This is a genomic window from Gemmatimonadota bacterium (assembly GCA_041390125.1).
Lineage (GTDB): Bacteria > Gemmatimonadota > Gemmatimonadetes > Longimicrobiales > Gaopeijiaceae > JAGQIF01.
This window is the reverse complement of the sequence record JAWKQN010000011.1, coordinates 67,391-80,602: the sequence shown is the minus strand read 5'-3', so window position 1 is coordinate 80,602 and position 13,212 is coordinate 67,391. Positions and strand designations below refer to the sequence as shown.

At 71.4% G+C, this 13,212-nt stretch carries 14 protein-coding genes; 8 read left to right on the top strand and 6 right to left on the bottom strand.

What is annotated here, in order from left to right:
• Positions 1 to 96: 96 nt before the first annotated feature.
• From rocF to R3E98_13180, 3 genes are all read right to left on the bottom strand, one after another.
• Positions 97 to 1,011, bottom strand: a complete 915-nt coding sequence (gene rocF / locus R3E98_13190; GenBank protein MEZ4424360.1) for an arginase — start codon at positions 1,009 to 1,011, stop codon at positions 97 to 99.
• Between the two features lie 70 nt (positions 1,012 to 1,081).
• Positions 1,082 to 1,765 (bottom strand): DUF1707 domain-containing protein, encoded by a 684-nt coding sequence (locus R3E98_13185; GenBank protein MEZ4424359.1) that lies wholly within the window; start codon positions 1,763 to 1,765, stop codon positions 1,082 to 1,084.
• Between the two features lie 40 nt (positions 1,766 to 1,805).
• Positions 1,806 to 3,542, bottom strand: a complete 1,737-nt coding sequence (locus R3E98_13180) for an amidohydrolase family protein (GenBank protein MEZ4424358.1) — start codon at positions 3,540 to 3,542, stop codon at positions 1,806 to 1,808.
• 204 nt (positions 3,543 to 3,746) lie between these two features.
• Between R3E98_13180 and R3E98_13175 the strand changes: the two genes are divergently transcribed.
• Complete coding sequence (locus tag R3E98_13175) at positions 3,747 to 3,917, top strand: hypothetical protein (protein ID MEZ4424357.1); 171 nt, start codon at positions 3,747 to 3,749, stop codon at positions 3,915 to 3,917.
• A gap of 216 nt (positions 3,918 to 4,133) precedes the next feature.
• On the opposite strand, the gene R3E98_13170 is transcribed toward R3E98_13175, so the two are convergent.
• A complete protein-coding gene (locus tag R3E98_13170) occupies positions 4,134 to 4,364 on the bottom strand; it encodes a ferredoxin family protein (GenBank protein ID MEZ4424356.1) in 231 nt (76 codons plus the stop codon).
• Positions 4,365 to 4,596: 232 nt separating this feature from the next.
• Between R3E98_13170 and R3E98_13165 the strand changes: the two genes are divergently transcribed.
• Positions 4,597 to 5,925: a carboxypeptidase regulatory-like domain-containing protein gene (locus tag R3E98_13165; protein MEZ4424355.1), complete on the top strand. Its 1,329-nt coding sequence runs from the start codon at positions 4,597 to 4,599 to the stop codon at positions 5,923 to 5,925.
• 7 nt (positions 5,926 to 5,932) lie between these two features.
• Here R3E98_13165 and R3E98_13160 read toward each other — a convergent pair whose 3' ends face one another.
• Together R3E98_13160 and R3E98_13155 are read right to left on the bottom strand one after the other, a co-directional pair.
• Complete coding sequence (locus R3E98_13160; GenBank protein ID MEZ4424354.1) at positions 5,933 to 6,481, bottom strand: cob(I)yrinic acid a,c-diamide adenosyltransferase; 549 nt, start codon at positions 6,479 to 6,481, stop codon at positions 5,933 to 5,935.
• 79 nt (positions 6,482 to 6,560) lie between these two features.
• Positions 6,561 to 6,821, bottom strand: a complete 261-nt coding sequence (locus R3E98_13155; GenBank protein ID MEZ4424353.1) for a hypothetical protein — start codon at positions 6,819 to 6,821, stop codon at positions 6,561 to 6,563.
• 105 nt (positions 6,822 to 6,926) lie between these two features.
• On the opposite strand from R3E98_13155, the gene R3E98_13150 reads away from it, so the two are divergent.
• From R3E98_13150 to R3E98_13125, 6 genes are all read left to right on the top strand, one after another.
• Positions 6,927 to 7,367: a hypothetical protein gene (locus tag R3E98_13150; protein ID MEZ4424352.1), complete on the top strand. Its 441-nt coding sequence runs from the start codon at positions 6,927 to 6,929 to the stop codon at positions 7,365 to 7,367.
• Positions 7,368 to 7,410: 43 nt separating this feature from the next.
• A complete protein-coding gene (locus R3E98_13145; GenBank protein ID MEZ4424351.1) occupies positions 7,411 to 8,625 on the top strand; it encodes an RDD family protein in 1,215 nt (404 codons plus the stop codon).
• Between the two features lie 29 nt (positions 8,626 to 8,654).
• Positions 8,655 to 9,386, top strand: a complete 732-nt coding sequence (locus R3E98_13140; GenBank protein MEZ4424350.1) for a cytochrome c biogenesis protein CcdA — start codon at positions 8,655 to 8,657, stop codon at positions 9,384 to 9,386.
• Complete coding sequence (locus R3E98_13135; GenBank protein ID MEZ4424349.1) at positions 9,386 to 10,108, top strand: thioredoxin domain-containing protein; 723 nt, start codon at positions 9,386 to 9,388, stop codon at positions 10,106 to 10,108. Before R3E98_13140 ends, R3E98_13135 begins: the two co-directional genes overlap by 1 nt.
• Complete coding sequence (locus R3E98_13130; protein ID MEZ4424348.1) at positions 10,105 to 10,866, top strand: alpha/beta fold hydrolase; 762 nt, start codon at positions 10,105 to 10,107, stop codon at positions 10,864 to 10,866. Before R3E98_13135 ends, R3E98_13130 begins: the two co-directional genes overlap by 4 nt.
• A gap of 62 nt (positions 10,867 to 10,928) precedes the next feature.
• The gene (locus R3E98_13125) at positions 10,929 to 13,202 is read left to right on the top strand and encodes a S46 family peptidase (GenBank protein ID MEZ4424347.1); all 2,274 of its coding nucleotides are present in this window, start codon (positions 10,929 to 10,931) and stop codon (positions 13,200 to 13,202) included.
• The last annotated feature ends 10 nt before the right edge of the window (positions 13,203 to 13,212 follow it).

Sequence of the window (13,212 nt, the reverse complement as noted above, 5' to 3'; positions counted from 1 at the left end):
TGTGAGGAAAACGGAGCCGAGCGGTGTCGGCGGAAGGGTCGGTCGGTACGCGGGCGCCACCGGGCCGTGACGCCGTGATCGGATGCGCGCGAGCGTCTACAGGATGGTCTTCCCCATCGCGCTGGCGATCAACCCTACGGCGAGATGGGCGGATCGGTTCTCGGAGTCCAGCACGGGGTTCAGCTCGACCATGTCCATGGAGAGGATGCCGCCCGTGCGCGCCGCCTTCTCGCACATGAGGTGCGCCTCCCGGTAGGTGATCCCGCCTCGGACGGGCGTTCCCACGCCGGGCGCGATCTGGGGATCGATGGCATCCAGATCGAACGAGAGATGGAAGCCCGCCGTACCGGACGTCGCCCGCGCGATGGCCTCCTCCGCACAGGCACCCATGCCGCGGTCGTCGATCTCCGACATGGTGAACACCCGCACGCCCGAGGCGCGCACGATCTCCGCCTCGGTGGCGTCGATGTCGCGTGCGCCCACGATGCTCGTGTGCTCGGCGCGCAGCGCCGGGGCTCCGCCGGCCATCCGCGTGAGCGCCGGCGCACCCTGGCCCAGCAGCACGGACAGCGCCATCCCGTGGATGTTGCCGCTCGGCGTCGAGTCGGGCGTGTTCATGTCGGCGTGCGCGTCGAACCAGATGAGCCCGATGGGCTGCCCCTGCGCCCGGTAGTGCGCGGCCACGCCCGCCACGGAGCCGATGGACAGCGAGTGGTCGCCGCCCAGGACCAGCGGGACCTGCCCACGCTCCAGTACCGCCGCGACCAGGTCGCGCGTGCGCTCGCACACGTCGGTGATCTCGGGCAGGTACTTGGCGTCAGGATCGCTCTCGCCCACCAGCTCCTGCGAAGGCACTTCCACCCGGCCCGCCTCGCGCACGGTATGTCCCAGCGATTCGAGCGTCTCCTGCAGGCCGGCGATGCGGATGGCGGAGGGTCCCATGTCGACGCCGCGCCGGCCGGCCCCCAGATCCATGGGCACGGACACGATCCCGATCTCACGCCGCTTCATGGATGCGCTCCTCTCCAGGTGCATGCGGAAGCGTGGGCCGCCGGGGTCTCCGACGCGTCCGCCCCACCCTTCAGCTCCGGTCGTCCTCGCGCTCGGCGCGCCGGAGAGCGCGACGCCGCTGGCGGGCCTGGCGCTGCGTCTCCCCGGGGTAGCGCGTCTTGATCTCCACGCCGCCCATCAACGCGAACCCGTTCACCTTGAGGATGGGGGCGTCGGGATCGTGCGTGGGCGGCTCCTCGGAACGGTGATCGAAGCCGCCCATGATGGCCAGGCCACTCACGTCCACGATCACGTGCGGGGGCACGATGATCTCCACCCCGCCCATCACGGCGATCGCGGTCACTTCGGTCACACCCGGCGGGAGGTCCGCTTCGCGGTAGTCCAGCTTGGCGCCGCCCATGATCCCGATGGCCACACTCTTCCGCGCCGGGAACCAGTGCCCCACCCGGCTGGTCCCGCCGAAGATGCCCACCATGATCTCGTGCTCTTTGGTGCGCCCCGCCGGAGAGATCCGGGGTGGACGCTCGACGGCGCCGGCCGGGCCGGGCCGGGTCAGCGCTGTCTGGGCCTTGGGCAGGTCGTCCAGCAGGGCTCGCAGGTCCGCCATGCTCTGGGCCTGGTGGGCCAGGTCCACGCGCCGCTCGAAGTCGGTGACCGTGATCTGGTCCTGCGCGAACGTCTCGCACAGGGCGTCGATCGCCTTCTGCCTCAGCGGCTCCAGCCCCGCCACCGGGGTGTTGTCGTTGTCCGCCACCGTCGCTCCCGTGCTGTCCGGCGCTCCCTGAGCGCGAAACCTACCTACGGCGGTATGCCGCCGTTCCTTCGACCAGCGTCAGATCCACGTCCAGGGTCTCCGCGATCCGCTCGGGAGGGGTCCCGAAGAGGTCTCCGGAGAGCACCACCAGGTCCGCCGCCTTCCCCGGCTCCAGGCTGCCGGTCTCGGCGTCGCGGTAGCCCGCGTGCGCCGCACCGGACGTATAGGCCCGGAGCGTGGTTTCCAGGTCGATCCTCTGCTCCGGCACCCACCCCTCCGGATGCGCGCCGTCCAGCGTCTGGCGGGTGACCGCGGCCTGGATGCCCAGGAGCGGATCCAGAGGCGCCACGGTCCAATCGGAGCCGAAGGCCAGGGCGGCGCCGGCCTCCGCCAGGGAGCGGAAGGCGTACGTGGTGCGGATGCGCTCGGCGCCGATGCGCTTCTCGGCCCAACGTCCATCGTCCGCCGCATGGTACGGCTGCATGGAGGGGATCACGCCCTGCGCGCCGAAGCGCGCGATGGCCTCCGCCGTGAGGTGCTGGGCGTGCTCGATCCGGGGACGGCGCTCCCGCGCGGGGGCGCGCGCCGCCGCCTCCGCGAAGACGTCCAGCAACCAGTCGTTGGCGCGGTCTCCGATCGCGTGCACGATGGTCTGGAGCCCGGCCGCGTCCGCCTCGAGGATCCGGGCGCGCAGCTCGGTGGGGTCGGTGACGACCAGACCGGAAGTGCCGGGTTCGTCCGTGTAGGGCTCGTGGAACCACGCGGTGGTCGAGCCGAGCGAGCCATCCACGAACGCCTTGAGCCCGCCCCACCACAGGCGGGGGTCGCCCCTCCCTTCCTGCGACACCAGGTCGGCCAGGCGCGGCCCCGTGCTCATGGGCACCACGGCGTAGACGCGTAGCGGAAGCCGCCCGGCCTGGTGGGCCCGCCGGTAGGTGTCGAAGTGCGCCCAGGTGCCCATGTCGTGCACCTGCGTGACGCCGAGCGAGAGCGCGTGCTGCGCCGCGGCGGCCAGCGCGCGATCGAGCTGCGCGTCGGTGGGCGCGGGGATGGCCCGATCGATCAACGCCATCGCCTCGTCCTTGAACACGCCGGTGAGGCGACCCTCCACGTCGCGCACGAGGGTGCCGCCCGGTGGATCGACGGCGTCGGCCTCCACGCCGGCCCGCTCCAACGCACGCGTGTTGGCGACCGCCATGTGCAGATCGAGCCGGCTGACGAAGACCGGATGCTCCGGTGTGACGGAATCGATCCACGAACGATCGGGAAGCATGCCCCCCCAGGCCTCATGATCCCAGCTGCCGCCGGTGATCCAGGTGCCGGGCTCCACGGTGGCCGCGAACGCTGCGATCCGTCGCGAGAACTCCTCGGGGGAGCGCGCGCCGCGCAGATCCACGCTCGCCAGTTGGAAGCCGCCCGTGATGAAGTGCACGTGCGCGTCGATGAAGCCGGGAAGGACCGTGCGCCCTTCGAGCTCGAGGACCTCGGTGGTGGGACCGACGAGGGGGGCCAGCTCGGCCGCGGAGCCGACCGCGAGGATGCGGCCGCCCAGGATGGCGAGCGCCTCGGCGCGACCCGCGTCGGCGGCACCCGTCCAGACGGTCCCGCCGCGCAGGAGGAGGTCGGCCGTCGGGGATGGCGCAGTGCAACCGGTCATGCAGAACGCGAGCAGGAGGAGGCGGGCGCGAGCCATGAGATCCAGGGCGTCGATCTCCGCGGGCGTCGGAAACGGTACGCCCGGTTCGCGGGCGGGCGCCAGTCGCAGCCTGTGCGCCATGGCAGCCGCGCGGCGGAGCGTGGCGCCCGCACGGCGCCTTCAGGTTTCCGAACCGGGCCGACGGGAATCCCGGTCGCCCGTCCGCTCCGCGTCCGCCGTGGACACCGTTCGACCCGCAATCGGGCGGACCCGGCCCGCTTCCGACGGGGCACGCTTCCTGCTTGCCCGGAGATCAGAGGACCCCTACACGAGTCGCAGGGAATCATGTTTCGACGGCTGACTTTCGGACTGCTGGGCGCGGCGGCGCTGGCCGCAAGCGTGTTCGTCATCCGCGCGCAGCGCCAGCCTCGCCCCGACGAGCTGGACGTGGTACCGCCGGGTGAGGACGTGCCTGGCCAGATCCGCCTCGACCGGTTGAGAGAGCTCGGGATCTGATCCCGATCGGCCCGCGCGTCCCAGCCGGATGCGCGTGCTGCAGGCGCCAGCCCACCCTGGCGTCGCTCCGGCTGTTCCTCCCCTCCTCCCGGGCGCTCTGCCCGAGCGCCCCCGGACGTTCGCTCCGCACCGTCCCCACGCCCTCCCGGCCCCCCAAAGCGAAAGCGGACACGAACCGAAGGGTCCGTGTCCGCCGCTGCGATCCGCGCGCCGCGCTCAGAAGTGCTTCGCGTTCTTCTCGATGTAGTTCGTCCACTCCGGCGGGACGTCCGTATCGGGGAAGATGGCCTGCACCGGACACTCCGGCTCGCAGGCGCCGCAGTCGATGCACTCGTCGGGGTGGATGTAGTACTGATCCTCCCCTTCGTAGATGCAGTCGACCGGGCATACCTCGACGCAGCTGGCGTCCTTGGTCCCGATGCAGGGCTCGGCAATGATATACGTCATGGACGGGAATCCTCTCGTATCGACGGGCGGTCCGGGCCGTATCTTCGTGGAACCCCCAGGGGCTCGCAAGCCCCGCGCCGCGCCATTTCCGGCCTCCGGCGGAGGGGGTGCGGCAGCGGCGCTGTAGCGCAACCGCCCACGGCGTCGTACCTAGGGATACAGGCCACCGGGCCTCGGGCGGGGCACCCGCCGGACGCCGGCGGCCATTGGCTTCGACCCGACTCCCGACGACATGCGACGTCTGCTCCTCCCGTCCCTGCTGACCCTGGCGCTGGCCGCCCCTGCGGCCGGGGCCCAGGAGCCGCTCGGCCGGCTGACGGGCTTCGTCTGGGACAGCACCACCGGGGAGACGCTCGCGGGTGCCCAGGTCGTGCTGTGGGGCACCTCGCATCAGGCCCGCACCAACGAGGCGGGCACGTTCCGCTTCGAAGACCTGCCCCCCGGCTCCTACTCCGTGGTCTTCTTCCACTCCCGCCTCGCGCACCTCGGCATCTCGTCGGGCTCGCAGACCGTGGCGGTCGGCGCGGAAGAGGCCGAGCCGATCGTGCTCAGCACGCCGAGCATGACGACCATCATGGCCAACCTGTGCCTGCTCGACACCGGAGACCCCGGCTCCGCGGGTGCCACCGGCCAGATCGTCGACGCCTCCGCGGGCGTGGGAATGCCCCGCGCGCGTGTGACGCTGCGCTGGATGGACGACAACCGACCCCGCGAGCTGCCGATCGAGGCCGATGCCGAGGGCTGGTTCCGCGCGTGTGATCTCCCGCGTGCGGTCCCCATCAGCGCCGTCGCGTCCTTCCTGGGGATGGCGAGCCCGCGCCGCGAGTTCGAGCTCGGCGCCTCCGAGATGCACCGCGTGGACTTCGCGCTCGGCTCACTCGATGAGTCCGACGTGGTGGGGACCGTAAGGGACCTGGACACGGAGGCGGGCATCGAAGGCGCGGAGGTGCGCCTGCGGGGGACGGACCACTTCACCGTCACGAACGAGTTCGGGGACTTCTCCTTCCGCGACGTGGACCCCGGCGAGTACACGCTCCAGGTGGATCACATCGCCCATGCCTCCCGCACGGAGGTCATCAACGTCGGCAGCGGCGTGGGTGTGCGGCTCGGCATCATCATGGCCGAGGACGCCATCGAGCTGGACCCGGTGGTGGTGGACATCGAAGCCCGCAGCACGGCCGAACGCTTCGCGACCGGGGGTCAGCTCATCACGGCGGAGGAGCTCGAGCCCATCAAGGAGCGCGTCAACACCCTGATGGACCTGCTCTTCCAGACCACCATCCCGGGTCTGGTGGTGCGCCGCGCCGAAACGGACGTGTGCATCCACTTCGGTTCGGGTCAGGTCCGCTTCATGAAGTCGGGATGCGAGTCGGCGGCCTTCTATCTGGACGGCGCCCGGCAGGTGGACGCCCAGGTGCTGATGAACCTGCCCGACGACATCGTCGACCGGATCGTGGTCTATCGTCCCGTGGAAGCCGGCGCGCTCTTCGGGACCGGGGGGTCGCGCGGCGTGATCATGATCTATACGAAAGGTGGTGTTCCCCGATCCCTGCGCCGCTGATCGCTCCTCAGCCGCTCCACTCCACGTCTGCGATCCCCTCCCGCCGGTTCGCGAGGCGGGCCCAGACGAACAACAGGTCGCCCAGGCGGTTGAGGTAGCGCAGCAGGACCGGGTCGACCGCCTCCTCGTTCGCGAGGCCCGTGACCCGACGCTCGGCCCGACGGCACACGGTGCGCGCCACGTGCAGCGCGCAGGCTGCCGCACCCCCTCCTGGGAGGACGAAGTGCTCCAGCGCGGGCAGCTCCTCATCCGCCGCGTCCATCCAGGCCTCCATGGCCTCGATCCGGTCGCCGGGCAGAGGGGGGAGAGACGGACGGGGTCTGCGCTCGTCCGTCTCCGGCGTGGCCAGATGGGCCCCCACGACGAACAGGTCCGCCTGGAGGATCCGCACGCGATCCCCGATCTCCCGGTCCAGGTGCAGGCGGGCCTGACCCAGCACCGCGTTCAGCTCGTCAACGGAGCCGTAGGCCTCCACCCGCAGGTGCGCCTTGGAGACGCGGCCGCCGCCGAAGAGGCCGGTCATGCCGGTATCTCCCGTGCGCGTGTAGATCTTCATGGAGCGTTCCTGCGGGTTGTCACCGATGGACGGGGATCTGGAAGGGGCGCGGTGGCACGGGGAGGAACCGGGAGGGCGCTCACCGCAGCCGGGTGAGGCGGCGGAGCGCCTGGGCCTTGTCCAGGAGCGAGGATCCGGGGGTACCGGAGCTATCCGTCTCCGTGGGCAGGGCGCTGAGCAGGTCCCTGAGGTCCAGGAGCGCCTCCAGGAAGATCTGGTCCCGCTGGAAGCCGAAGTCCAACTCCGCCATGCGGGCCGGCTCCTCGCCGGTGTTGGCGCGCTCGAACTCCCCGCGATAGAGCTCCTCCAGGTTGGCCAGGATCCGGTCCCGCCCCCGCATGGCCTCCTCCGGCACTTTGGCTGCCCCCCGACGCGCCGCTACCTTGCGGCTCGCAACGTCTGGTGCGGCGTTTCCGTAAGGTAGCGCACTTCCCGGAGGAATCGCATGGACGAATCGGCCGCCGATCCGACCGCCGAAGCGAACCGTCTCTACTGGACCTCCGATCGCGGCGTCAACCAGATCGCCGACGAGCTCGGGATGTCCAAGGGCATGCTCTACGCGGCCATCCGGCCCCTGCCCGCCGAGCTCGCCTGTCCGGAGTGTGGCGCGGAGCTGGTGTACGCCAACCGCACGGCCCACGAACGCGGGCTGCTGAGCTGTGCCTCCTGTGGCAACGAGTTCGACGCCGACCACTCCGACCTGGAGCCGCTCGCTCCGGGCGCCACCGGCGATCGGGATGACGCTGCGTCCGTCCGCCTCGACCTCCGGCGGGCGCGCGCGGCACAGTCGGATACGAGCCCCAACGCCGCCCGGACCCTGCTGGGCGCGGCCGCGCTGTGCGTCGGCGTGGGCGTCTTGATCGGACGCTGGCTGGAGCGCCGCTGAGGCTCGGCATGCGCGCGGACCGACCGGCACTGCGGATCCAGCCATGGCGGTGACCACGGATCCACGCACCCACGTCACCCCCGACGCCTTCAAGCTGTCCCAGGAGATCCTCGGGCTGCCCCTGGCCGGAGCGGGGCGGCGGCTGGCGGCGCTGGCGCTGGACGGCGTGCTGGTCGGCATCGTCTCGCAGCTCTCCTGGCAGATCCTGGGCGTGCTGGCCGGCGTCGCCTTCTTCCGCGGGGCCACCCGCAGGAGCAAGGACGTCACACGTGTGGGCCGCGCGTTCCAGCTCTCCCTGGGCTGTCTGGGCGCCGTGATCCTGCTGGTCACGATCGTCGTTTCCACCGGTGCCCTGCAGCGCATGCTGACCCGAGGCGCGGAGGAGCTCACACCCCCGGGCGCGCCCGTGAGCCTGGGCGAGGCCGTGGCCGCGGGCGGGGCCGCGATCGCGCTGCGCAGCGTGGAGACGGAGGACGAGGCGGTGACGCTGGGGATGGAGTTGGCGCAGCTGGCGCTGCGGACGTCGGACGCGGACCCCGACGCCGCGCTGGAGCTGGTGCGCGCACGCTTCCCGGACGATCCGGAGTTCGATGCCGACGCGGCCATGGCACGCATCGCGGCGGCACTGGACGCGGAGTCGGCTCCACCGGAGGCAGCGGTCAGCGCGCAGGCGACCGACTCCATCCCGCTCGACGAAGCCTGGACGCGCATGCGCGCGCTCGAGGCCGCCGACTCGCTGGACGCCGAGGACGAGCGGGCGCTGACCCGCTTGCGCGCCCGTCTCGGACGCGAGCTTGCCGCCGATTCCCTCGGCGTGCTCAACGAACGGCTGAGCGACGCGCGCGATGAGGCGAGCGACCTGGAAGACGATCTGACCGCCGCCCGCCGCGCGCTGCGGGAGCAGGAGGAGGAAGGCGGCCTCTTCGGGTGGCTGCTCAGCACCGTGGACGAGCTGGGGCTCACCTTCGGGTGGGGCGCGCTCTATTTCGCGTCGCTCACGACCTTGATGAAGGGCCAGACGCCGGGGAAGCGCGCGCTGGGCATCCGGGTGATCCGGCTGGACGGGCAGCCCATCGGCTGGTTCCACGCCTTCGAGCGGGCGGGCGGCTACGCGGCCGGGGTGGCCACCGGGTTGCTCGGCTTCGCGCAGATCCTGTGGGATCCCAACCGGCAGGGCATCCACGACAAGATCGTGGGCACGGTCGTGGTGCGCGAAGGCGCGCCCCGGGCGCCCGGGCGCTGGCAGGGACAGGCCTGACGGCCCGCGCGGCCGCTCTCGCTTTCGCGATGGACTTCGGCGTCTCCTTCCCGCTCGCCTTCCTGGCCGGCCTGGTCTCGTTCCTGTCCCCGTGCGTCTTCCCGCTCGTGCCCAGCTACCTGGCCGTGGTGTCGGGGCTCACGTTCGAGGAGCTGTCCGAAGGGGAGGCGGCGGCCACCCGCACCGCCCTGCTTTCCTCCCTGATGTTCGTGCTGGGGTTCGCGCTGGTGTTCATGTCCCTGGGCGCGGCGGCCACCGCGGCCGGGCAGGCCCTGGGCCGCGCCCTGCCGTGGATCCAGCGGGTGGGCGGGGTGGTGGTGATCGTCATGGGGCTCCACATGCTGGGGGCGTTCCGGTCCCTGTTCCTGTCCCGGGAGCGCCGCTTCCATGCGGCCGCCCGGCCCACGGGGCCGCTCGGCGCGCTGCTGGCGGGGATCGTCTTCGGAGCCGGGTGGTCGCCCTGCATCGGCCCGGTGCTGGCCACCATCCTGTTCATGGCCGGCATGGAGGGCTCGATCGGGCGGGGGAGCCTGCTGCTCGGGACCTACGCGATCGGTCTGGGCGTCCCCTTCGTGGCGGCCGCGCTCGGTCTGCGCCGGTTCCTGCGCTCCTCGCAGGGGCTCCGGCGGTGGAGCGGGCCCCTGCAGCGCGTGGCCGGAACCTTCCTCGTGCTCGTGGGGCTTCTACTCGTGACCGGGCGCTTCGCCGCGCTCACCGCCACGCTGGCCCAGATGGGACAGCTCATCACCCTGGAACCCTGATGGCCCGCATCCCCGTCCGTACCGCCCTGGTGGCGCTCCTGGCCGCTCCGCTCCTCGCCGCCTGCAGCGGCGCCGAGGCCGAGTCGGGTGCGGCCCTGACCACGGCCCAGGCCGGCATCCCGGCCCCGGTGCTCGCGGAGCCGCTCCGCCCGGCCGAGCCCCAGGTGGTCGACGTCTCCGGCCTCGGGCACGCGCAAGGGGACCCGGAGGCACCGATCCAGGTGGTCGAGTTCACCGACTTCGGGTGCGGCTACTGCAAGAAGTTCCACGACGAGACCTGGTCCACGCTGCGCTCCAAGTACGTGGCGGAGGGGCAGATCTTCTGGCGGACCGTGCATTTCAACGTGGGGATGTTCCCGAACGCCCAGGAAGCGGCGCTGGCGGGCGAGTGCGCGTTCGCGCAGGACCGCTGGGACGCCATGCGCGCGGGTCTCTTCGCGGCCCAGCGCGACTGGAAGGGCACCGGGGACGCGGCGGCCGTCTTCCAGCGGGTGGCCCGCGAGGCCGGTCTGGACGTGGCCGCCTTCGATGCCTGCATGAGCGCGCGCGAGCCCGAGCCCGGCGTGGACCAGGCCAACGAGGCCGCGCGCAAGCTGGGCGTGCGCGGGACGCCCACGTTCTACGTGGACGGCTATCCCGTCCAAGGCGCGGCCCCGCTCGAGCTCTTCGAGGAGTTCTTCGATCGCCTGATCGAGGCGAAGGCGCAGGCAGGCGCGGATTGATCCTGCACGCCGCCGACCTGGGGGGCGCGGGCCGGCCACCGCTGGTCGTGCTGCACGGACTGCTCGGCTCGTCCCGGAACTGGACCAGCACCGGGAAGCGCCTGGCCGAGCACCACCACGTCCTGGCGCTGGATCTGCCCAACCACGGCGCCTCGCCGGCCCTGGAGCCGGCGGACTATCCCGCCATGGTGGCGGCCGTGCTCGACACCCTGGACGCCCACGGCCTGGAGCGCGTGACGCTGATGGGGCACAGCCTGGGCGGGAAGGTGGCCATGTGCCTGGCCTGCTGGCACCCGGAGCGGGTGGAGCGGCTGTTCGTGCTGGACATCGCGCCCCGCGCCTACACCCCGGACTACCGCTCGCTGGACGCCATGCTGGGCGTGGATCTGTCCCGCGTGTCGCAGCGCAAGGACGCCGAGGACCAGATGGCGGAGGCCATCCCGAGCTGGTCCCACCGTCTGTTCCTGCTCACCAACCTCGATCGCACGGACGAGGGCGCCTACCGCTGGCAGGTGGACCTGGAGCTGCTGAAGCGTCAGCTGCCGCTGTTCACCGCGCCGCCGCTCCGCCCCGAGGACCGCTTCGACGGCCCCACCCGCCTGATCGTGGGGGGTGGCTCGAACTATGTCCGGGAGGGAGATTTCGAGCAGATGGTCCGCCATTTTCCCCGGGCCGACCTCGAGGTCGTGCCCAAGGCCGGCCACAACGTCCATGTCGAAGGCGGTGAGCGGTTCGTCACCGCCGTGTTGAAGGCGTGACCGCCACCCCGGTCCGCCGCTGCCTCGCCGGCGCTCCGCCGCCGCCGTCCCAGGGAGACTCCATGACCGCCGCCTCGCGTCCCGCCCGCCTCCACGCCGGGCTCGTCCTTCCTGTGCTGTTCGTGCTCGGGTCCTGCGCGAGCGGGCCCGCCGCCGAACCGCGCAGCGCCCCCATGCCGGCCCCGGTCGCGACGGACCAGCCCGACACGGCCGTGGTGTCCGCGCCCGAGCCCGCCGGCACACCCGCGCCCGCGGTGCAGGCCGTGCCCGGTCTGGACACGGTGCGCGCCGGGGTCTTCGACAACGGTCGCATGTGGACGTTCGACTTCCCGCCCAGCGAGTACTTCGCGCGCACCTACGGCTTCCAGCCGGATTCGGCCTGGTTCGCGCGCGCCCGTCTGGGCGCGCTGCGCATCCCGGGCTGCTCGGCCTCGTTCGTGTCGCCGAACGGGCTGGTCATGACCAACCACCACTGCGCGCGCGATCACGTCTCGGCCGTCACCGAGGAGGGGGAAACGCTCCTGGACGACGGCTTCCTCGCGCGCCGTCAGCAGGACGAGCGGCCCATCGAGGACTTCGAGGCCGATCAGCTCGTCGAGATCCGCGACGTGACGGGCGAGATCCGCGCGGCCGAGCAGGGCATCACGGACGACGAGGCCCGCGGCGAGGCCCGCCAGGCGCGCATCGAGGAGCTGGAGGAGAGCCTGCTGGAGGAGCGGGGCGGGGAGGACGGCGGCTACCACGTGGAGATCGTCACGCTCTACGACGGCGGCCGCTATTCGGCGTACATCTTCCGCCGCTACACGGACGTGCGGCTGGTGATGGCGCCGGAGCTCCAGATCGGCTTCTTCGGCGGCGACCCCGACAACTTCACGTACCCGCGCTACAACCTCGACATGAGCTTCCTGCGCGTGTACGACAACGGGCAGCCGCTCGACACACGTGACGTCTACTTCCGCTGGAGCACCGACGGCATCTCCGAAGGCGACGCCGTGTTTGTCATCGGCAACCCTGGCTCCACGTCGCGCATCCAGACCGTGGCCGAGCTCGAGTTCCGCCGCGACGTCGGCGACAAGAAGGTGCTCGAGTTCATCGATTCCCGGATCGAGGCGCTGGAGGCGTACTACGCGCGTGATCCAGAGACGGCCGAGGCGCTCGACCTGCGGAACGAGATCTTCAGCCTGCAGAACTCGCAGAAGTCCTATCGGGGCGTGATCGAGGGCTTGCACGACCCGGTCATCCTCGCCAAGCGCCGCGACTACGAGCAGAGCTTCCTGGATTCCATCCAGTCCGACCCCGAGCTGCGCGCGGAGTACGGTGGCCTGGTGGAGCGCATGGCGGAGATCCAGGAGGCCAAAGGCGATTATGCTGCGGGCTTCGGCTCCTTCCTGGGCTTCAACGTTCCCGCCTACGGCTCCGCCACGCTCGCCCGCGTGCTGCCAGCCTTCCAGGTCCTGGGGGCGCGCGCACAGGGCGCACCGGCGGAGGCGGTGCAGGAGGCGCTGGACGAGTTCATGGCGGTGCCCGACTACCCGCAGGAGCTGGACGAGCTGCTGCTGGAGGCGCGCTTCGAGGATCTGATCCGCAACTACGGGGAGGACGATCCCCAGGTGCAGGCGCTGCTGCAGGGGCGTTCACCCGAAGGCGCGGCGGCGATGATCATCCAGGGGTCGGCGCTCTCAGACTCCGCGTCGGCGGTCGAGGCGCTCGAGTCCGGCACGCTGAATCCCGGCGATCCGGCCATGCAGCTCGTGCAGCGCATGTTCGGGTTGATCGGACCCTTCCAGGAGGGCATCGGACCGCTCAGCGCCACCGAGGAGGAGCTGCGCGTGCAGCTCGGTCAGGCCCGCTTCGACGTGTACGGCACGAACGTGCCGCCCGACGCGACCTTCTCTCTCCGCATCGCGGACGGCGTGGTGTCGGGCTACCGCTACAACGGCACGCTGGCACCCCCGCACACCACGTTCTACGGGCTCTACGACCGCTATTACTCCTTCAACGGCGCCGAAGGCGGCACCAATCCCTGGGCGCTGCCGGACCGGTGGGTGAAGCCGCCGTCGTCGTTCGATCTGTCCACCGCGCTCAACTTCGTGTCGACCGCGGACATCATCGGCGGCAACTCGGGCTCGCCCGTGGTGGACCAGGATCTGCGGGTGGTCGGGCTGGTCTTCGACGGCAACATCGAGAGCCTGACGGGCGACTACATCTACCTGACCGAGACGGCGCGCTCGGTGGCCGTCGATGCGCGCGGCATCCTGGAAGCGCTGCGCGACCTGTACGGCCTGGCGCGCATCGCGGACGAGCTGGAAGCGGGAGCCCGGGCCGGAGCGCGCTGACGCGCGCTCC